This window comes from Pseudomonas sp. PvP089, assembly GCF_017875165.1.
GTDB lineage: Bacteria > Pseudomonadota > Gammaproteobacteria > Pseudomonadales > Pseudomonadaceae > Aquipseudomonas > Aquipseudomonas fortuita.
The window spans coordinates 6198380-6219186 of record NZ_JAGGME010000001.1 but is presented as its reverse complement, the minus strand read 5'-3'; the positions used below and the strand labels follow the sequence as shown (position 1 = coordinate 6219186).

13 protein-coding genes and 2 pseudogenes are annotated in these 20807 nt (G+C 57.5%); 13 read left to right on the top strand and 2 right to left on the bottom strand.

The window, feature by feature from the left end:
• Nucleotides 1–113: 113 nt before the first annotated feature.
• Nucleotides 114–359: a hypothetical protein gene (locus J3A71_RS28395; RefSeq protein WP_084166395.1), complete on the bottom strand. Its 246-nt coding sequence runs from the start codon at nt 357–359 to the stop codon at nt 114–116.
• Nucleotides 360–692: 333 nt separating this feature from the next.
• Between J3A71_RS28395 and J3A71_RS28390 the strand changes: the two genes are divergently transcribed.
• From J3A71_RS28390 to J3A71_RS28340, 11 genes and pseudogenes are all read left to right on the top strand, one after another.
• A complete protein-coding gene (locus J3A71_RS28390) occupies nt 693–1163 on the top strand; it encodes an antitoxin Xre/MbcA/ParS toxin-binding domain-containing protein (protein ID WP_028239057.1) in 471 nt (156 codons plus the stop codon).
• Nucleotides 1160–1651, top strand: coding sequence for an RES family NAD+ phosphorylase (locus J3A71_RS28385; RefSeq protein WP_028239058.1), 492 nt, complete (start codon nt 1160–1162; stop codon nt 1649–1651). The genes J3A71_RS28390 and J3A71_RS28385 overlap by 4 nt, the downstream gene beginning before the upstream one ends.
• A 637-nt stretch (nt 1652–2288) precedes the next feature.
• Nucleotides 2289–3572, top strand: a pseudogene (locus tag J3A71_RS28380) (DUF3375 domain-containing protein); the annotation flags it as partial.
• Nucleotides 3573–3775: 203 nt separating this feature from the next.
• Entirely contained in the window at nt 3776–5290 is a 1515-nt protein-coding gene (gene istA / locus J3A71_RS28375; protein ID WP_019437638.1) for an IS21-like element ISPpu7 family transposase, read from the top strand.
• Between the two features lie 17 nt (nt 5291–5307).
• Nucleotides 5308–6063, top strand: coding sequence for an IS21-like element ISPpu7 family helper ATPase IstB (istB, locus tag J3A71_RS28370; protein WP_019437637.1), 756 nt, complete (start codon nt 5308–5310; stop codon nt 6061–6063).
• Nucleotides 6064–6169: 106 nt separating this feature from the next.
• A pseudogene (locus tag J3A71_RS28365) lies at nt 6170–6391 on the top strand (DUF3375 family protein); the annotation flags it as partial.
• 2 nt (nt 6392–6393) lie between these two features.
• Nucleotides 6394–7143: a DUF4194 domain-containing protein gene (locus J3A71_RS28360; RefSeq protein WP_209953580.1), complete on the top strand. Its 750-nt coding sequence runs from the start codon at nt 6394–6396 to the stop codon at nt 7141–7143.
• Nucleotides 7140–10445: an ATP-binding protein gene (locus J3A71_RS28355; protein WP_209953578.1), complete on the top strand. Its 3306-nt coding sequence runs from the start codon at nt 7140–7142 to the stop codon at nt 10443–10445. The genes J3A71_RS28360 and J3A71_RS28355 overlap by 4 nt, the downstream gene beginning before the upstream one ends.
• On the top strand, nt 10396–11586 hold the full coding sequence (locus J3A71_RS28350; RefSeq protein ID WP_232107015.1) for a Wadjet anti-phage system protein JetD domain-containing protein: 1191 nt from the start codon (nt 10396–10398) through the stop codon (nt 11584–11586). The genes J3A71_RS28355 and J3A71_RS28350 overlap by 50 nt, the downstream gene beginning before the upstream one ends.
• A 1665-nt stretch (nt 11587–13251) precedes the next feature.
• Nucleotides 13252–13515, top strand: a complete 264-nt coding sequence (locus tag J3A71_RS28345; protein WP_060499449.1) for a BPSL0761 family protein — start codon at nt 13252–13254, stop codon at nt 13513–13515.
• Between the two features lie 2 nt (nt 13516–13517).
• The gene (locus tag J3A71_RS28340) at nt 13518–14123 is read left to right on the top strand and encodes a DUF6088 family protein (RefSeq protein WP_209953576.1); all 606 of its coding nucleotides are present in this window, start codon (nt 13518–13520) and stop codon (nt 14121–14123) included.
• A gap of 65 nt (nt 14124–14188) precedes the next feature.
• On the opposite strand, the gene J3A71_RS28335 is transcribed toward J3A71_RS28340, so the two are convergent.
• Entirely contained in the window at nt 14189–14746 is a 558-nt protein-coding gene (locus J3A71_RS28335) for a hypothetical protein (RefSeq protein ID WP_197864441.1), read from the bottom strand.
• Nucleotides 14747–15290: 544 nt separating this feature from the next.
• On the opposite strand from J3A71_RS28335, the gene J3A71_RS28330 reads away from it, so the two are divergent.
• Entirely contained in the window at nt 15291–17681 is a 2391-nt protein-coding gene (locus J3A71_RS28330; RefSeq protein ID WP_197864442.1) for a site-specific integrase, read from the top strand.
• The gene (locus tag J3A71_RS28325) at nt 17678–20791 is read left to right on the top strand and encodes a hypothetical protein (RefSeq protein ID WP_209953574.1); all 3114 of its coding nucleotides are present in this window, start codon (nt 17678–17680) and stop codon (nt 20789–20791) included. Before J3A71_RS28330 ends, J3A71_RS28325 begins: the two co-directional genes overlap by 4 nt.
• The last annotated feature ends 16 nt before the right edge of the window (nt 20792–20807 follow it).

The window sequence follows — 20807 nt, the reverse complement described above, 5'->3', positions numbered from 1 at the left end:
ACAACTCAGGAGTGCGCAGGCCTTAAGTTAGCGATGCTTTTCTGGTGGAAAGACTTTACCCTCGAAGGTGTCAAGGCCGTGCAAAATGCCTCGGGATTAGTGCGGCAGTTAGCTCACTCTTCCTTGGCGTCTATCTCGGCAGAGATTTTGCCAAACGACTCCCAATGGCCAACCAGTTCATCAACGCGATCGGGAATGCGCGGAGTCTTACTGAGCACCAGGCAACGGGTGGTGCCTACATATTCCTCAAGCAGGTAGAGCGTGCTTCCAACATCGACTCCCATTTCCTGCAGAACGTCGTCGGGCAGGCGAATAGCGCCATCGCCTTCCCAGTCCTCGATCACCACATGATGTTTCATCGCGACTCCAGAAGCCGGTTGGATGAGGTGTCCGCAAGGGGAGGCGGCGGCAGGCCGCTGCCAACTAAGTCCTGCGGCGCAGGCCGGCAGCATAGCAAAGAGGATAGGCTCAGAGAGTGGTAACGAACGCGCCGATCGAGCCACTGCTGCCGGCGGGCGAAAACTCGCCCAAGCAGCTCAACTGCGCGAGCACCCGGAATGGGTGCGTCAGGAATGCGCACAATCGATTCAGACCACGAACAGAGCGATACCAGATGCCAGGCACTTACCCGCTGCATGATGTGCCAAATGACGCTACAATAGTGCCATATGTCGCATCTGGAGGAATGCTCTATGGTTTCCGCCGACACTCGCACTCGCAAGGCAGCACCCGCCGCCCGTAGGCCAACGGAATACCTTTTCCAAAGTGACTCTGACCAGCTCAGTCCGGTCATGGTCTACAGGCTTACGGTCAAAGGCTTCGACCTGAAAGACGTGCAAGACATGCTTGCGATTTCTGATCTGTATTCGACGAAGAAGATCATGAGTCGCATTGTAGGCAAGTCCATCAGAACGATTCAGCGCCAGGGCAACAAGCAACCAGCACACCTCAACTCCCAACAAAGCGCCGTGGCATTTCAGTACGCGAAGGTGCTGGAGCACGCGATCAATGTATTCGGCACTCAAAAGCTGGCCGAAGAATGGCTAGGGCGCCCTTGCAAGTATCTGGACGGTGACGTGCCGCTGGACGTTATCGACAACCCAGTGGGTTTTCAGGCAGTCGAGGACTATCTGGAGCGCATCGAGTACGGGGTCTATCAGTGAACCCACTTCCCTGGTCTGGCTCATGGTACGCATGGCGCATCGACCGTGAGCTCTACAAGGACACCTGGGACAGTGGCATTGGTGCCCACAAGCTGGGTGGCCGCTGGAACGCTCCGGGGCGAAACGTTGTATACGCATCGGCAGATCCCTCAACCGCCATCCTGGAGGTGGCGGTGCATGTCGGCTTCGATGCGTTGGATACGGTTGCGCATGTGCTCACATGCTTCGAAGTGCTCGATCAAAGCCTTATCAAGGTCGTACAGCCTGAAGATGTTCCCAATCCTGTCTGGCTGACGAGTGCATCCGCTTCACCTAACCAGCAGAAGTTTGCAGACGCCCTGCTGGCCGAGCATCCTTTCGTACTGATCCCATCCGCCGTCACTCGTCACTCTTGGAACTTGCTTGTCAGTCGCGAGCTGGCCGAGGGCAGGTATCGAATGATCAGCCAAGAGCGCTTCGGCCTGGATACGCGCCTCGTCAAGGTCTGAGCGGCTTGGCACTGGCTGAGCCAGCAGTGTCTTTCAGGTGAATGCGCTCAGATTGCGTGATAGCTCTTCACGTAGCCGTAGCACCAGGACGTGTACCGGCCAGAACAACAGGCCCTACCTGTTCCCCGGATTGACAACGCCCCAGCCTACGGCACAGCAACCAAGCCAGTGAAAGCTCACTTGAGTTTTAAACTGACGCCGCTCTTTTGGAGTAGGAAACGACGGAATACCGCAGGGAAAACAAATATTTCCATGCCACATCCAGCTATTCCACAGACAGGACATCGAGACTGTGCTCTATAGCCACCATGGCTGCGCTGGATTGCCGCAGGATACCAGTGGCAGTCCCGCAAAAACCACTGAACCACCACATCCGCTCACTGGAACCTCTTCGCCGAACTAGCCAAATACACCTAGGTTAAGACAGATCCCTCCGCCAAATCGCCGATATCCAGCGTGCGCCCAAGGAATAAATCGCGAAACCTCGACTGGGCTGGCCTTTCACTCACTCTATTCGGAATGACGCAGCCCCTGCCGGCTATTAAATGGGGCCACGCTCCAGGACAAATACGTATCATGAGGCAGCGGGTTCGCTTGGTAAGCTCGTGCTCAGAAAACCCTAGTCAATGTGGCCGTCATGGAAGAAAGCGCGCAGCAGCGCTCAGAACGCTATCTATCCGCCCGCAGCCAGCACCCAGCGTGGCTTTTGCTCGCCTCGCGGCGTGCTCCGCTCGTATTGGGCTGCCTGCGCACGCTATTCGAGCGGGCGCATGATGGGATCCCCATGGAGGATGCGCTGCAAGCGCTGTCCGAAATGCTGGCTGCTTATGCCAGCCAGGAGCTTTACGAAATCGACCCAGATGCAACGCATCTCCAAGCAGGTCGTGAACTTCGTGAATGGATCAAGCGGCGCCTCGTCGTAGAGCGAGAGGGCCGTATCTATGCAACCGACGCGCTGGAGTCAGCCATCCAGTTCGTCGATTCGCTGGATAGTCGGATCATGACTTCGACGGCATCTCGCCTTTCGGTGGTTCAGCGTGAGATCGAAAACCTGGAAACGGGTCTGAACCCCAGCCCAACTGGCCGTATTGCCAGCCTGCGCCGCCGAATCCAGGATTTGGAGCACGAGCTAGCGCAGGTAGAGGCTGGCAACGTCATCGTGCTTGATGAAGCGCAGGCGATAGAGGGCATACGCGAGGTATATAACCTGGCCACCAGCCTACGCGCGGACTTTCGACGAGTTGAAGACTCTTGGCGCGAGGCGGATCGCGCCCTTCGACACTCGATCATCAGCGAGCAGTCTCACCGTGGAGAAATCGTCGATCGGTTGTTGGACGGGCAAGATGCTCTACTCAACACTCCCGAGGGGCGTGTCTTCGAAAGCTTCCAGCAGCAACTGAGGCAGTCCGCTGAGCTGGAAACCATGCGTGAGCGCTTGCGCACCATCCTTCGTCATCCAGCGGTTCCAAAGGCACTGAATCCTCCCCAGCAACGTGAGCTACGTTGGCTGGCGTTACGCCTGGTTCGGGAGTCGCAGGCTGTGCTCCAAGCGCGCGCCCGAAGCGAGCGCGATGTTCGTGGCTTCATGAAGACGGGGCTGGCCGCCGAGCATCATCGCGTCGGACAGTTACTCAACGACTTCTTCAATCTAGCGCTCAGCGTCGACTGGCAACGCCAGTCAGAACGCCGTAAGCCTGCATGTTTACCACCGGTTGGCGTAGCCATTACCGGTATCCCGGCAATCGAGCGTCTCCGCTTCAAGACCCTGGATGACGATGATACGGGCGAGCTGGATCTGAGTTTGAAGCCAGCGGGGTTGGAGCAGATTGATGATGACTTCTGGGATGCCTTCGACGGGCTGGATCGTGAAGCGCTGATTCAGGACACCCTAGCTGTGCTGGCGGAGCAGGGGCGCCCAGTGTGCGGATTCCACGCTGACTCGGACACCCATTCCACGCGCATCCGGACAGTGATTCCACGCTGATCCGGACACTCATTCCACGAGCATCCGGACACCGACTCCACGGTCATCCGGACACTTTTCTGGCAGGCAGCCACGCAGGATTTATTCACTACCATCGATCTCTTTTTCGAAGCAGAGAGGTCGTTGTGGAGCGTTTATCCATGCGTAAAATCCGAGAGGTGTTACGCCTCAAGTTCGACTGCGGCCTGTCCGTGCGCAAGATCGCCCGCAGCCTGGGCATTGGCCACAGCAGTGCCGGTGATTACCTCTGCCGTTTTGCCGCCAGCGGCCTCACCTGGCCCTGTTCGTTGTCCGATGCCGAGTTGGAGCAGCAACTGTTCCCGCCGGCCCCGGCGGTTGCCAGTGAGAAGCGGCCTTTACCCGATTGGGCATGGGTGCATGCCGAACTGCGCCGCCCCGGGGTGACCCTGGCGCTGCTCTGGCAGGAGTACCGCCTGAGCCAGCCTCAGGGCTTTCAGTACAGCTGGTTCTGTGAGCACTACCGAGCCTGGCAGGGCAAGTTGGACGTGGTGATGCGTCAGGAGCACCGCGTCGGCGAGAAGCTGTTCGTCGACTATGCCGGCCAGACGGTGCCGGTTATCGATCGCCACAGCGGCGAGATCCGCCAGGCGCAGGTGTTCGTCGCGGTGCTCGGCGCGTCCAGCTACACCTTCGCCGAAGCCACCTGGTCGCAGCAGCTGCCGGACTGGCTAGGCTCCCATGCCCGCTGCTTCGCCTTCCTCGGCGGCGTGCCGGAGATCGTGGTGCCGGACAACCTGCGCAGCGCGGTGAGCAAGAGTCACCGCTACGAGCCGGACATCAACCCGAGCTACCGCGATCTGGCCGAGCACTATGGCGTGGCGGTGGTGCCGGCGCGGGCACGCAAACCGCGCGACAAGGCCAAGGCCGAAGTCGGCGTGCAGGTGGTCGAGCGTTGGATCCTCGCCGCACTGAGGAATCGGCAGTTCTTCTCCCTGGATGAACTCAACACGGCCATCGCCGGGCTGCTGGAGCGGCTCAACCAACGCCCGTTCAAGAAGCTGCCGGGCTCCCGGCAGTCGGCCTTCGACAGCCTGGATCGTCCGGCGCTGCGCCCCCTGCCGGAGCAACCCTACGTCTACGCCGAGTGGAAGAAGGCGCGGGTGCACATCGACTACCACGTCGAGGTCGATGGGCATTACTACTCGGTGCCGTATCAACTGGTGAAGAAGCAGCTGGAGGTGCGCCTGACGGCGCGCACCGTCGAGTTTTTCCACGCCAACCAGCGAGTGGCCAGCCACCTGCGCTCAATGCACAAGGGCAGGCACAGCACGCAGGCCGAGCACATGCCCAAGAGCCATCGCGAGCATGCCGAGTGGACGCCGCAACGGCTGATCCGCTGGGCCGAGCAGACCGGGCCGAACACCGCCGGCGTGATCCGGCACATCCTCGAACGGCGCATCCATCCGCAGCAGGGCTACCGGGCCTGCCTGGGCATCCTGCGCCTGGGTAAAACCCACGGTGAGGCGCGTCTGGAGTTGGCCTGCCGTCGCGCCATCAGCCTCGGCACGTGCAGCTACAAGAGCCTCGAATCGATCCTGCGCCAGGGGCTGGAAAACCTGCCGCTAGCTCAAACCAACCTGCCGCTACTACCGGACGACCACGCCAACCTGCGCGGATCCGCCTACTACCACTGACCCCAAGGAATCCCACCATGCTGCCCCATCCGACCCTGGACAAGCTGCAAACCCTGCGCCTGCACGGCATGCTCAAGGCGCTGAATGAACAACTGAAAACCCCGGACATCGACAGCCTGAGCTTCGAAGAACGCCTCGGCCTGCTGGTCGACCGCGAGCTGACCGAACGCGATGACAAGCGCCTGAGCAGCCGCCTGCGCCAGGCCCGGCTCAAGCACAACGCCTGCCTCGAAGACATCGACTACCGCAGCCCGCGCGGACTGGATAAGGCGCTGATCCTGCAACTGAGCAGTGGTCAGTGGCTGCGCGACGGCCTCAACCTGATCATCGGCGGCCCCACCGGTGTCGGTAAAACCTGGCTGGCCTGCGCCCTGGCCCACCAGGCCTGCCGGGAGGGCTACAGCGTGCGCTACCTGCGCCTGCCACGTTTGCTGGAAGAACTGGGTCTGGCCCATGGCGACGGCCGCTTCGCCAAGCTGATGAGCAGCTACGCCAAGACCGACCTGCTGATCCTCGACGACTGGGGCCTGGCCCCGTTCACCGGCGAGCAACGGCGCGACATGCTGGAGCTACTGGACGACCGTTACGGCCAGCGCTCGACCATCGTCACCAGCCAGATGCCGGTGGACAACTGGCACGAACTGATCGGCGATCCGACCCTGGCCGATGCCATCCTCGACCGCCTGGTGCACAACGCTTATCGGATCAATCTGAAGGGTGAATCAATGCGCAAACGGACGCAGAAATTGACGACGCCAGCCAACCCGGACTAACAATGCCACCCCTGCGTCGCTGCGCTCCGACTGCCTGTCCGAATGAGCGTGGAACAGGTGTCCGGATCAGCGTGGGCTGAGTGTCCGAATGGCGTGGAATCCGCACCCAGTGAGCCTCGGGGAGCTTGCGTCTTTGCTTCCACCTGCTCACGACCTAGAAACCTTTGCGCTCTGGTTGGCGATGGCACGCGAGGCAGGTATTGAGGTGCTGAAAGAGGAGCGTCAGCTCGTGGAGCTAGTTGACGAGGATGAGCAACGCTGGCGCTTCAATCTGCCTTATGTCGGACTCGACCACGAGGCACTCAAGGACATCGATTGGGAGTTGTGAGCATGGCAGGGATCTTCGATCGAATAGCAGGCGCCTCTGGCACCGACGAAACGGAGCTGACGGTGGAGCCCATAGCGTTGGATGACGGCATGGATGATGAACAGCCTCTTATGAGCGCCGCTGTTCAGGTCGATGAGCGCCGGACGCCGCAACGGGTACGTGAGGCCGTACAGGAAATGCTCAAGTACGGGCTGCTGGAAGAAAGTCACAAGCCCAATCTGTATCGCTCGGCGCTTGCCAATATCGAGGCGGTCGACACAATCCTGGAACCCCTCGACCTGGCCATGGGGGTCGACGAGGTTCGCGGGCTGGTGTTCGTCACCGTTCGTCAGGGTGAGGTGGCCGAGCAGGATGACTGGTCGCACCCCCTTGTGCGCAGGCAAAGGCTGAACCTGGAGCAGTACCTGCTGATCGCCATTCTGCGCCAGCATTTCATCGCCTACGAACAGGAAAGCGGTACGGGCGCCACTCAGGCACTGGTAGCTGTAGATGAGCTGATTCCGCAATTGCAGGTTTACCTGGGCGAGCTGGGCAGTGAGGCGAAGGAGCGCAATCGCGTCATCACGCTGCTGGACCAGCTCAAGGGGCATGGTCTGGTGTCGGCTCTGGATGCTCATGATCGAGTCATCATCCGCCCCATCATTACCCACTTGGCCAACCCAGAAAACCTGCAGGCACTCGTGGCTTGGCTGCGCGAGCAGGTGGAAGGCGCGGCTACGCCGGTTGCTGGTGCTGAGGAGGATGAGGCGTGAAGCAAGCACTACTCTGGCGTGACAGCGAGACCTTCATTCTCAGCAGCATCGAACTCTATAACTGGGGCGGCTTTCAGGGCTATCACCGTGCCGAGATCGATCCCTCAGGCACCGCCGTGATCGGCCCAACGGGTAGCGGTAAAACGACGCTGGTGGACGCACTGATGACCTTGCTGTGCGCCAATCCGCGCTACAACCTGGCCTCCACGGGTGGACATGAAAGTGACCGGGATCTGGTGTCCTATGTGCGGGGAGTAACCGGCCCAGGGGACGGGGGTGTGGAGCAATCTCATATCGCTCGCCAGGGTAAGACGGTCACCGCCATTGCCGCCACGCTCGAGCGTGATGGTACGCAGGTTCGACTGGGTGCTGTGCTCTGGTTCGAGGGCACAAGCTCCTCGGCGTCCGATCTGAAAAAACTTTGGCTTTTAAGCGAGTCCCCCGAGCAGACGCTGGAGCATTGGCTCAGCCAGCATCACGCAGGTGGCATGCGGGCGCTGCGTCAGATGGAGAAGGATGGGACGGGTATCTGGCCTTATCCCAGCAAGAAAGCTTTCTTGGCCAGGCTGAGGGATTACTTCGAGGTCGGTGAAAACGCTTTCACCTTGCTCAACCGCGCTGCCGGCCTGAAGCAGCTCAACAGTATTGATGAGATCTTTCGAGAGCTGGTACTGGATGACCGCTCCGCCTTCGAGCGGGCTGCCGAGGTCGCCAGCAGCTTCGATGATCTAACTGACATCCACCGAGAACTGGAAACCGCTAGAAAGCAGCAGCGCTCGTTGCAACCTGTCGCCGATGGCTGGGAACGTTATAGGGCCTTGCAAGAACAGTTGCAGGATAAACAAGCGCTCGAAGGCATCCTCCCGGTCTGGTTCGCCGAACAGGGGTATCGCCTGTGGTTGGCTGAAACCAACAGGCTTGAGAAGGCGCAAAAACAGGCCGAACTGAATCAGGAGCAATGCAGGGGACAGTTTGATATCCAGAAGGGCGTGGTCGATCAGCATCGTCAGCGCTACCTGCGAGTAGGCGGTGCAGAGATAGATCTATTGCGCGCGCGCATCGCGGATTGGGTTCGGGAGTTTGATAAACGGCGCCTGAAAGCCGAGCAGTACCAGCGTTTGGCCAAAGGGCTAGGACTCGTGGAGGAGTTATCAGCCGCTGCGCTCGAGGAAAATCAGCAGCAGATCACGGCACGCCTGGAAGTACTGGCCGAGCAAATTACTGAGGCACGGCAAAAGGCGTTCGATACAGGCATTGTCCAGAAAGAACTCGATGGCCGCCTGCAGAGCTTGCAGCAGGAGCGTGCCGAGGTCGAACGACGGCCAGGCTCGAACCTGCCTGGGCATTTTCATGCTTTTCGAGGGGAGCTGGCGCAGATGCTTGGCGTCGATGAATCGGCCCTGCCTTTCGTTGCCGAGCTGGTGCAGGTCAAGCCCGAGGAGCTGGCCTGGCGGGGGGCCATCGAGCGGGCAATCGGCAGCCACCGCCTGCGTATCCTGGTGCCGCAGGGTGCGTCCGAGGCTGCACTGCGTTGGGTGAACCAACGACACAACCGCTTGCATGTGCGCTTGTTGGAGGTCAAGGAACCGTCGTCGCGCCCTGTGTTCTTCGACGATGGTTATACCCGCAAGCTGACCTTCAAGGAGCATCCGTACCGCGAAGCGGTAAAGGCGCTACTGGCGGACAACGACCGACATTGCGTGGAGAGCACGGAGCAATTGCGTCATACCCCGCACGCCATGACGGCTCAGGGGCTGATGTCGGGTAAAGAACGCTTCTTCGACAAGCAGGACCAGAAGCGCCTCGATGAAGACTGGCTGACCGGCTTCGATAACCTCGACCGTCTGGCCTTCCTGACTGAACAAATTCGCGAGGTCAATGAACAGCTCGCGCCTGCCAAGCTGGCCTTGGATGCTGCCCAGGGCGATGTCCGCAAGTTGGAGGATCAAGCTTCGCTGCTGCAGCGCGTCGAAGAACTGCAGTTCGAGGAGATTGATCTGCCGGGCGCCGAGCGTCAGCTGGAGTCGCTGCGTGCTCAGCTGGACACCCTGACACGTCCCGACTCTGACCTCGCCCTTATCAAGGCTGAGCTGGATGAAGCTGAGGCATTGCTGGACTCTCTGGATCGACAGAGGCAACAACTTATCGAGCAGTGCGGTCAGTTGAAAATTCAGTTCGAGCAGGCCGCATCCGCTACCCGTAAGGCTTATCGCGGCGCCGAAAAGTGGCTGAGCGATACGCAACGTGAGTTGGCGCTAGCGCACTTCCCGACCCTGAGTGCTGATGACCTCGGCGATATTGTCGAGCTGGAGCGCAAGCATACGCATGAGCTGCAAGGGCAGCTCAAAACACTCGGCGAAAAACTAGGCGATCAGAAATCCGAGCTTACCAAACGGATGTCCGACGCCCTGAAGGTAGACACCGGGGCGCTTGCAGAAGTTGGGCGAGAGCTGGTGGACGTACCCAAGTATCTGGAGCGTCTACGCGTGCTGACCGAGGAAGCCCTGCCCGAGAAACTCAAGCGCTTCCTGGAATACCTCGATCGTTCCTCGGATGACGGCGTCACCCAGCTACTTAGCTATATCGACCATGAAGTCTCGGTGATCGAGGAGCGTCTGGATGACCTGAACAGTACGATGCAGCGTGTTGACTTTCAGCCCGGGCGCTATCTGCGCTTGGTTGCGACAAAGGTCATCCATGCAAGCCTGCGCACCTTGCAACAGGCTCAGCGCCAACTGAACTCGGCGCGTTTCATCGATGATGAAGGCGAGAGCCATTACAAGGCATTACAGGAGCTCGTTGGACTGCTCAAAGATGCCTGCGAGCACAGCAGGAATCAGGGCGCCAAGGCGCTGCTGGATCCGCGCTTCCGCCTGGAGTTCGCGGTCTCGGTGATCGATCGCGAAAGCAGGAGTGTCATCGAAACCCGAACAGGTTCTCAGGGGGGTAGTGGTGGCGAGAAAGAGATCATCGCCTCCTATGTGCTGACCGCTTCCCTCAGCTATGCGCTCTGTCCCGACGGCAGCAGCCGGCCGTTGTTCGGCACCATCGTGCTCGACGAGGCGTTCTCGCGCAGCTCCCATGCGGTTGCCGGTCGGATCATCGCAGCGCTGAGGGAATTCGGCCTGCATGCTGTCTTCATCACGCCCAACAAGGAAATGCGCCTGTTGCGCCACCATACGCGTTCGGCAGTCGTCGTTCATCGGCGCGGCATGGAATCCAGTCTGGTTTCCCTGAGCTGGGAAGCTTTGGATGAGCATCATCAACAGCGCATCAAGGCCATGCATGAAGTCGCCCACTGACATCAGTCGCAGCCTGGCCAGACAATGGCAGCGCTCCAGCGTACGCTTGGAACGCTTGCTCAATCCCGCTAGCTGGCCGCAAAGCCTCAACATCGGCAAGCCTTCGGCACGTCTATTCACTGACAACATCCAGGCGGTACTCCGGCATGTGGAGAACTGGCGGAGCGTGAACGTGGGTAAAGTCGACTGGGAGCCCGTCAGCTACCGAGCAGGGCTGTCCCCCATTTCCTTGCCGATGCGTTGGCACTTGCGTAGCCCCTCCGAATGGATTGCCGCGACCAATGATCCAGCGGTCAGCCAGGAATACGCTCAACTCGAGTATCTGGTTGAGCAGGTAGACAGTGCCTTTCATGCGCTGCTGGTAGCACAACGGAGCTTGTGGTTGACGAAGCCGTCTGAAGAAGTCGTCGCCACGGCGCGACTCGCCACCCGGTTGTCGCCAGGCTGTGCCCGAGGCCGTCCGCTGCGCCTGCTTGCCGAGCACGGCGTCGACACCAAGTTTTTCGAGCGCAACGCCAGTTTGCTGACCTGGCTCCTCGACGAGCGCTTCGGAGGCGCGGCATCCGAGCAAGGCCTGACGACTTTTCTGGATGCCTTTGAAGAAAGCAGCCACTGGGTTCTGGTCGTTCCCCTTCAGCCTGAACTGTTGCCCTTCAAGCGGCTCAGACTCACCACTGCGGAACTGGCCGAAACCCCACTTCCCGGTTCGCGATTGCTCGTGGTGGAAAATGAGCAATGCATTCACTTGCTGCCTGAGAACTTACCGGACACCCTGGCTGTGCTGGGCTCAGGACTCGATTTGCAGTGGCTAGCGTCCGCGCACCTGGCCGGTAAACATATCGCTTACTGGGGCGATATGGATACTTGGGGCTTGCTTATGTTGGCGCGAGCGAGACTTCATCAACCTACGGTCGAAGCACTATTGATGGAACGGGAGCTGTTCGAGCAACACTCACCGGTGAGCGCAGTCGTCGAGCCGACCAAAGCTCTGGATTCGGCCCCACCTGGTTTGCTGGCTGACGAAGCGGACTTCTATCGGTATCTGCTGGTGCAAGAACGAGGACGTCTTGAGCAGGAGTACCTGCCAAAGGAACAAGTTGAGCGCGCTATCGAGCAGTGGGCTCGAAAGATCCCTGTATAGAGCGGCTGGCGGTGGGCTCAATAGCCCTGTAATCCTGAGACCGCCTACCCTTAAACCACAATCTTCAGATATTCCTTCTCTGAAATTGCCAACGTTGATCGCTTTAGGCGGCCGGTTTTCAGCGTTGGTCTGCAGCGAGCCTTTCCACCTCCTCGACGAGACTAAGGGCGATTCACGATTCCGGTCGACTTAAAGCGCCGGAGGCCGGGATGCTCACGGATTTCCGGTCAGTTGAGTTGCACCATGGCCGAGCCGATCTCGCGCTCGCCAGATTCCGGTCTGATGACGCGACCAGGAGCGCTCGGCTGTTTCCGGTTGCGCTGGAGCGTATGGTCGGGGCTGGGTGACTGCCCGCACTCATGATGCCGCTCAGCTGAAAGCTCTGCAGGTCGGGGCGCTCACGAAACTCCGGTCAATTGAGTTGCACCATGGCCGAGCCGATCTCGCGCTCGCCAGATTCCGGTCTGATGACGCGACCAGGAGCGCTCGGCTTTTCCGGTTGCGCTGGAGCGTATGGTCGGGGCTGGGTGATTGCCCGCACTCAGGATGCCGCTCAGCTGAAAGCTCTGCAGGTCGGGGCGCTCACGAAACTCCGGTCAATTGAGTCGCACCATGGCCGAGCCGCGATCTCGCGCTCGCCAGATTCCGGTCTGATGACGCGACCAAGAGCGCTCGGCTGTTTCCGGTTGCGCTGGAGCGTATGGTCGGGGCTGGGTGACTGCCCGCACTCAGGATGCCGCTCAGCTGAAAGCTCTGCAGGTCGGGGCGCTCACGAAACTCCGGTCAATTGAGTCGCACCATGGCCGAGCCGCGATCTCGCGCTCGCCAGATTCCGGTCTGATGACGCGACCAAGAGCGCTCGGCTGTTTCCGGTTGCGCTGGAGCGTATGGTCGGGGCTGGGTGACTGCCCGCACTCAGGATGCCGCTCAGCTGAAAGCTCTGCAGGTCGGGGCGCTCACGAAACTCCGGTCAATTGAGTCGCACCATGGCCGAGCCGCGATCTCGCGCTCGCCAGATTCCGGTCTGATGACGCGACCAGGAGCGCTCGGCTGTTTCCGGTTGCGCTGGAAAGTATGGTCGGGGCTGGTTGACTGCCTGCGCACAGCATTCCGGTCAGACAGCGACACAGGGAAATTCACCACTTACTGCTCGGTTTACAGGGCGACGGGAGTCCAGCGCTCGCCCCAGTTTTGCATCCACCGGAATTTGCCGAGCGCCTTGGATCACAGGAACACCTTCGCCGAAATAGTCAAATGAACCCTCATTTCCTAATCTGGGAGCTGACGAAATTTGCGGCATCTACGTTAGCGCAGCGGAACATCGAGTTACCGTGTGTCTCGTAAGTAATCGGGAGCGCACGCTGATGAGATGGTTTTTCGTGGTGATGCTTTGCGGTGGGGCAGGTCTCTGGCTAAGCGCCCAATATCAAGTTCCTCAATGGTTGCTTTGGCTCCTGCTGGCGCTGGGAACCACGCTGTGGGGCCTGGCCAAGTGGATGGAACAACAGGAGGCCGAGACGGAGCGCGATCCTGATCGCAGGTGCTGATCAGGATTGGGCCGTATTGAATCTCCCAATGGCCGCAGCGCTGAACTATTCGCAGTGTGGTGGACGATGGTGAGCCAGCTACCCGGGGCTTTGAGTTCATGACCAGGAGATAACGAGATTGACCCTCCCTTACGAAAGAACACGCGCCATCCTCAAAACAGAGGAGTTCCTGCGTGAACTCTCCCGTCATTCGGGGTTACCGCAGGATATCCGCAGCTATGCGAAAAGCCTGCTCAGGCACTATCCATCTGCCGATCAAATTTTCTCGCTGGGGCGCCTTGAGGAATGTCTGGTAAACGAAGCGCTTGAAGATGAATACCGACGGCGGGTAATCGCCTTCCACCAGCCGTTGCTCTGCTCGTCGCTGGAGTCGACACGATAGCAATGTCCCGCCCTCATTCTGAGCCGCCGGTGTCTCACCTCGTCACGCAGCGGGTTAAGTTTCTGCGCAAGGGGAGGCCTTTCAGCATCAGGTGTCTTGCAGGGCTTGGTTCGAGCTCGGCCATCTCCAAGGCAGTCGCCCACCTTGTTCGCCGTGGCGAGCTTGAGCGTGTGTATCGTGGCATCTACATGCGGCCGAAATACAGTCAGTACACTGGTCGGGTTCATCGTCCTGGGCCTTGGGACTTGGTGAATCTGATTGCCAGGCAGAACCGTTGGAAGCTGCAGATCCACGGCGCTGATGCCGTGAGACGTTTCGGGCTGAGTACACAGATGCCGGTCATCCCGATCTATTACACGAGCGGCTCCAGTCGATCTCTATTCGTGGGGAAGGCCGAGATCAGGCTCGTGCATGCCGCTCCGATGGTGATGCAGTGCGCAGGAACCAAAGTGGGGATGACCATCAGCGCTCTGTTTTATCTCGGCAAAGGTGGTACTACGCCGGAGTGTGTTGCTGTAATAAAAAAAGCTCTCAGCCCTGAAGACCTGAGCAAAATAGTGGCCTGCAGAATGCCGAAATGGATGCGCGCAGCGCTGGAGACAACATGAGCTGGTAAGAAGCAGCCAGACACTCCGTTTGGCTGCCTATCCCTCTATCAGAGTCGGACCTGCATCTATTGCTGGCTGCCCTTCTCCATATTTATCCGCGCCCTGCGGATATAGCTCACCGACACGCTGAGCCGGCGGGCGATCTCGGCGTCGGAAAGGCCCCCGAACTCCGAGATAATTTCGGGTGTCATTTCGGGCAACGATCGCTTGTACGCTTGTATTCCAAGCTCCCTACGCATTTTTTTGACCGGAAAATTACTGACGCCTAAACGGTCAGCGACTTCTGTATCCGGCATCATCCCCAGTAGAGCTATGGCTTCGCTGGTCCAAATGTCCTCCAGTGGTTTGAAACGCTCACGACTGATCTTTGACTCTGGGATCTTCAGCTCCGCTCTCGCACGCTTGATTCGGTTGATGGAAACACCAAATCTTTTTGCCAGTCGGTAATTGGTTTCCGTCGCCAGTTGCACAATCAAATCAGGTGACAGCTCGGTGTCTTCGGGGCAGAACCCAAGAATGTTATTTAATTGGCGATATCGTCGAACGGTGCTGGCGCCCAGCCCAAAGCGCCTGGCCACCTCCCGATCGCTCATTTTCCCAACGCATGCTTTCCAGTCATTCATCGTACTCTCTCCTAATACATGAGGCGACCAGGCAATTATTTGCGTGGCCTTGTATTCAGAGTGCGACTTTGAATACCCCTGGCTTACCAAGCTGCATAGCGAGGCATTGTTTGTAGCACCTGGGCCGGTGCGACCAATACCAAAATCCGCGCATGCGCGGATTTTTGAATGAGCGGGCCGCATGACTCTGATCTCAGCCGTCCAGTCAAGATTAGCTAGTAGGCCAGCAGGTCTGTCTCGTAGCGCCACTTTAGAATGGCCTTGGGCATATTGGATGTATCGATATGACGATTTTTCCGCGCATGCGCGGAATTTCGAACAACTCAAAAATAAAATTGCCTGGCGCGTAGCTCTACCCCCAAAACCAGTGGCCTTGGGAATTTCACTATCAGGTAGTAATCCAAAAAGTGAGAGCCCATAAATGCCAGATACATCCAATCATTCGAAGAGTATGGACCAGCCACACATCAGCCCTGACTCACGGCATGCACAGCTGCTAGCGTTGGCTGCAGATGCTGGGCGTGATGTTGGTGTGATAGTGGAGATGCTGAGGTATCTAGATGTTCATTCGCAGCTAATTGATTTCCCCCGAGTCATGCAGGGGTTTGTTAATGCGCTTGATGCCATGGACGTAGCGCCAGAGCTCAGCCTAGGTGCGCACGATCTCAGAGCCTGGCGGGACGAGTGCTGCTGGATTATTTCAATCCGAAACAATCCTGATTTTATTGCGGCTTTGGGCCCCATGTTTTACCAGGGAGATGAGCGGCGTACGCGCAATCCGGTCATCGGTAAGGGCGTACAGGATCACGCCTTCCCCTACGCGACGCTGTGGCATGAGCCTGCGGATTCAGAAAGCCAGCTGGATTACTACCGTCTCATTGGTCAACTTCTTGTAGCCTATCAGCAACGGGCAGATGATCTGGGACTGCGCGGGCAGAGATACAGCGCTTACCTTGAACTCCGAGCACTCTGCGCACTGCAGATACTGTCTATACCAGATGATCTTAATATATGGTCCAGCTCTGCTGTATTTGCGCAGGGTTGCCGCCAATTCGACGCCGGCAGTTCAATCGATTACCTAGCAGAGTACTACCCGCCAATAGTTCGTCTCGTCCGCTACCTCGGTGGTGAGGAACCGCCAGAACGTCACGGTGGAGGTGGCCATCGTCAGCATGGCGGTTCAAATAGCGCAGGCCTAGGTGTACTGATTAGCCAAGGGGCAACCGAGTTCCCCCTCGAGGATCCAGACGACCCAGATTTGCTCCCTGGATATATAAGTTTCGTGGCGTCTCAACCGCTAGATGATAATTTAGATGAAGCACTGCCGCTGGGCGAAAGAACTGCTGCAAGTGAAATATGTTTGATCGATACAAGAGGTGAAGTCAGACCATATGTAGCTGAATTGCTCAGCCATGAGGGTATGCTTGCTCATATTGCTCGCAGTCGGCAGTTTTTACCGTTTGGCTACAACCTGCTCACGCAGTATGAACTAGCAAACCTACTATTTGGTGTCACTGATGAATTTTTGCTCTGTCGGGAGCGAATTCGTAATGCTCCTGCCCAAGAGCAGATAAAGAATCGGAGGCGCTTGGAGGCATTGCTGGTACTTCATCTCATGCTCTGGTTCGGTCGTTCACTTGAGGACTGCAAAAAACTACGGATAGCTGAGCGCAATGCGCGCCCGAGCTCGGTGCTGGAGTTGGTTTTGGCTGATGAGGCAGGGCCGGCGGAGTTCAGATTTTTTGCACCTACACCGGACTATGCAGCGGAAGAGCACTTGCCTCGAAAGGCCGTTCGAGCATCTCAGCCAACAATATCGGTACCGGACATGGTTGGGGCAACTGCGCTAGTTATGGCAATCAGGGACCTGTCGCCGGTGAATGGCTCTGTCGTTATCACCTGCAAGGTCAAAGACCTAGAACGTGAAATCCGCACTTTGTTGAGCGAGCTTGGGGGCGAAGATCCTCGCTACACGATGCACAAAGTGCGCTCCTACCTACATCGCCAAATCATCACAGACTCTCACGATGTGGTTGCAGCCACCATGCTATCGGGGATGCCTTGTCTATCGGCCAACACACCACTGTATTACAGCCAGTACAGCATTAACTATTTACGAGGCCTTTATCACCAGTCAGTTCAGAAGGTTTTAAATGGGGTTTATGCCACCGTGGGGCTGGAGGCTCCGAGTGCCCCAATGCCCGCCGTTCCGGAGGCGGCTGTTGGTGCCCGAAACTGCCTTAGACTGGATACGGTAAAGGCTAATCTCGAGGCGTTGCTGGTAGTGCTGCGTAAACGCCCTCGAAAAAATCTTCAGCAGCTTGTTCATTGGCATAACTGCTTTTCGCTGTGGACGGTTCAAATGTTCTTTATGGCGACCGGATGTCGAGCTATTCGCGACCCGTTGAAGCAGGAGGACGAATTTATATCGCCTGGGGGACACGGCGCGCTGGGGGACAAAGGCTCAGATGATGGACATATGAGTCGCCTAGTAGTGTTAACTGACCTGCTAAAACGACAGTTAAAAGCCTATAAGGCTCACTGCAGAGCAATTACCGCACAACTCGAGTTACATGCACCGGCTCCTACCAACGGATTTTTCCTGCGCTTAACCGATGATGGTTGTCTTTGCTACGAGGAAATTCGGCCGCTCCATATCAAAGCTGTAATGCGCCAGATTGAGGGTTTCACACCTCATGCAGTAAATGGCTTCCGTAAGTTCTTGAGAACTGAGCTCGCCGAGCGCGGATGTCCGCCTGAGACACTTTCGGCTCTGATGGGCCATTGGCTGAGCGGCGAAGAACCACAAGATATTTACTCGAGCTTTTGTCCGCGTACCTATGTCCAGGGCCTTCATACCTACTTGTTGTCACTCATGCGGGAGCTCGGTTGGACGGTTCGCAACAGCCACCTGGTTGTGGAGGCTGATGCATGAATAGCTCACGACTTTCGGATGAAATGCTGTCTGTTGTCTGGAGCCCGGATAAACATGATCCAGAGTGGAAAAGCGGATATCTGATAACACTCCGGGAGCGCTGCCAAAACTCCGGCAACAGCATCGGTGAATGGCTCTGCGGACAGCGTTCGCTGCGTACCTTTCCCATCAAGGAAATGCAAAATCTCGAGAATCAGCTCGAAAGCTCGACATTGCGCAACACACTGCTAGATGTGACGCGTCGGGCACAGCGTTTTAATCCGAGCTTGCCGCTGGCTCGGAAAGCGATCGAAACGCAGCGCCGCCCTAATCCGATTAACCCAGACCTGTACAACCCAGAGAATCTGTCGGCCAGTCAAGACTTGGTTGATTCGATGAGGCGCGCCATCAGGCGTGATCTAGATGAACTCACACCCCATGCGCGGATTGGGCTGCTTCTACTGAGTGCTGCCTATTATGGCGCTCTGATGGACATTCCCCAACTGAACGCGCTGACTCAGCTTGATCCTGGGCAGGTCATTTGGATATCCGGAATACCAGAGTTCCGGTTGCAACTCTCAATCCGAGGTCAACCTGAGGCTGAGAACCGGCAGTGGTTTCCAGACCCAATAACGCTCTCGCTTCTGTCGCGCTGCGCTGCAGATCTAGCCGAGAGCCGGTCTTACTTGGATCGAAAGGGCGGGAAGTTAAGGTGTATTCAAGCGGCGCTGGCCAAAGGAGAAATTTGCCCTGATAACCAGCCAGCCTCTCTAGAGCGAGTGTTTGAGTTGCTGCGTATTGAGCGTCAAACACAGTTGCCACAGTTGTCAATAAATTATGCTACAAGATCAAACTTTGTGTCGCATTCTGTTTTGTCGGACTCTTGGCTGCATTTGAACAGGAATGCACCGGTACCAAGTAGCGAAGAGAAGCAGAAACGGAAAAAGCACCGGTTTCGCAGACCCCGACAAAATGTTCCCGAATGGTTGACTGTATTGTGCCGAAAAGTCCGCAAGCGGCAAATTTCACCAGTCGAGAATATACCTCCACCTCAGACGCTTGAAGCTTTGATCAATGGCTGGGCGGCACTCCTGCTTCACGGCCGCTCGTTTTACGGCAACATGTTACAGCCCAAAACAGTTGCCAACTATGTTCGGGATGTCGGTGTAGGTTTGGACAATCTGCTATGTGCCGACTCGATCTTGGAAGTTTCACCGGATGCGCTTGAGGAGCTCTATGAGCTGATGCTAGAGGCTCAGCCCACCTCGTCTATGAGGAGGAATCTCGCTAAGGGATTGTTGGAGTTCCATGGTCACCTGCAGAAAACTTTTGCGTATCCGCCAATCAGCCCCTATAGCACGCTGGGCATTGGGAAAACACCTCAGTTCGTCGATGCTCAGATCCTCAATGAGGACCAATATCGCCTGGTCCTCCGGGACTTAGCCACAGGCCCTTTGAGCCAGCGCTCACCACGTCTCGCCATCGTTGCTCAAGCCATGATGATCTTCGGATTTCGTCTGGGATTGCGCCGCAATGAGGCGCTGAAATTGCTGCGTCGAGACCTGCAATTGCCTTCGCTGCCTGATGCGCGAGCCGCTGCAGTAAGGCGTCGACATCAGAACCTCAAGCGGCTATCGCCTGAGCGATTAACTGTTCTTGAGCGACCGATCAACTTGCTTATTCGACCACATGCTCAGCGCGCGTTAAAAACACGCAACTCGACACGGATGCTGCAACTTCACGTGTTGCTTGAGCCAGATGAGTTGCAGCTCATTGAGCGCCTGGCCCAGCTACGCGATGACGAAGAGCTGAAGAGTCCATATTCGGAATTCTTGTTCTGTATCCCGGAATTCCAGACTCGATGGGTATCTGAGTCAACACTGATGCCAGCTATTCATGACGCACTACGCCGGGTGACTGGGTGCAGCGATATGCACTATCACCACCTGAGGCATTCGGCCGCGACTTGGCTGACGTTTAAGTTAGCCGCGTCAGCATTCGGTATTAGTCAGGAGGCTGGGTTGCTGTTCGGTGAGCATCCGCAAACCATGAAATGGCTGCTGGACACAGAACGGTTCAAACGAGCCTTTCTTCACTCCCCGGAGTCCGCAACTCGACGTGTGATCCATATCACCAGCGCTGTGCTCGGGCATGCGAGTCCCAAAACATCCTTGCTCTACTACATCCATTGCATGCCATGGTTATCAGCGCTGTGCTGGCAGTGGAATCCTGAATTTTGGCCGCCTGGCCATGTCATTGCGAAAATTGCCCAGGTCAGTTTGCCAAACAAGCCGGACGACCTACCTGCACCTGGCCTGCCTGCAGAGATTCGGCACATGCGGAGAATCATCGGCCGCATGCGGGTCTATAGGCGCAGCAACCAAGGAAAAATTAAGCGTCCGCTGATTTCCCATCAGAGGAGTGACGGTGGATGGGCATTGACGAGAATGAATGAAATCTCATCCATGCTCTCCTATGAGGCATACGCGGAGGCATCGGGGCAGTCGGTCAACATGGACTGGGTTGAGTTTACCGAAGCTGATCGGTCGGCCATGTTGGAACGGGCGAGGTACATTAGCCACCTCGGCAAGCATCGCCTGCAGAGCCCAGCAATTTCTGACTCTGATCATAGAATTGAGCTTGTCCCAAGACCGCCTAAACACGGAGGTTTGGCCGGGTTGGTGGCCTATGCGGATCAGCTCTATCGCCTGCTAAGCAGCCGGCATAAAGCCAAAGCTGGTCGAGTGCTGGACGATTTCGTGGAACGCTGCTGGGCGAGCGAGACGACACTGCGCTTCTACCCCGGAAGGGATGATCAGAGTGCTCGTGAGGACCTGTGGCTGTTATCTGAGCTGGACGTCCCTTGGGCTGATATTGAGTTCATCATTTACGATGAACGCACGCCCAGGCAAACCAAAAGTCGTTGGCGCACGGTTCTGGGAAAACCTCGTTTGAGGTTCATTGAACAAGTCCCGGAGAATCGAAGCAGCCAGAACAGTCACATAGGCATTCGAGTGATGCTGCGTTTGCCAGGTGCCAAGCCTACTGCTCAGGAGCACAACCATCACTCCGGCGCTGCCCTTCGCTACCTGATGTTGATGGCTTCCATCGACTGGCATTTTCGTGCCTGACCCAGTCCGGAGGGCG

Excerpts from the sequence above, each read along its gene's own strand:
- J3A71_RS28395 (WP_084166395.1), bottom strand. The coding sequence starts at position 359 with ATGAAACATCATGTGGTGATCGAGGACTGGGAAGGCGATGGCGCTATT.
- J3A71_RS28390 (WP_028239057.1), top strand. The coding sequence starts at position 693 with ATGGTTTCCGCCGACACTCGCACTCGCAAGGCAGCACCCGCCGCCCGT.
- istA (WP_019437638.1), top strand. The coding sequence starts at position 3,776 with ATGCGTAAAATCCGAGAGGTGTTACGCCTCAAGTTCGACTGCGGCCTG.
- istB (WP_019437637.1), top strand. The coding sequence starts at position 5,308 with ATGCTGCCCCATCCGACCCTGGACAAGCTGCAAACCCTGCGCCTGCAC.
- J3A71_RS28360 (WP_209953580.1), top strand. The coding sequence starts at position 6,394 with ATGGCAGGGATCTTCGATCGAATAGCAGGCGCCTCTGGCACCGACGAA.
- J3A71_RS28350 (WP_232107015.1), top strand. The coding sequence starts at position 10,396 with ATGAGCATCATCAACAGCGCATCAAGGCCATGCATGAAGTCGCCCACT.
- J3A71_RS28340 (WP_209953576.1), top strand. The coding sequence starts at position 13,518 with ATGTCCCGCCCTCATTCTGAGCCGCCGGTGTCTCACCTCGTCACGCAG.
- J3A71_RS28335 (WP_197864441.1), bottom strand. The coding sequence starts at position 14,746 with ATGAATGACTGGAAAGCATGCGTTGGGAAAATGAGCGATCGGGAGGTG.
- J3A71_RS28330 (WP_197864442.1), top strand. The coding sequence starts at position 15,291 with ATGCTGAGGTATCTAGATGTTCATTCGCAGCTAATTGATTTCCCCCGA.
- J3A71_RS28325 (WP_209953574.1), top strand. The coding sequence starts at position 17,678 with ATGAATAGCTCACGACTTTCGGATGAAATGCTGTCTGTTGTCTGGAGC.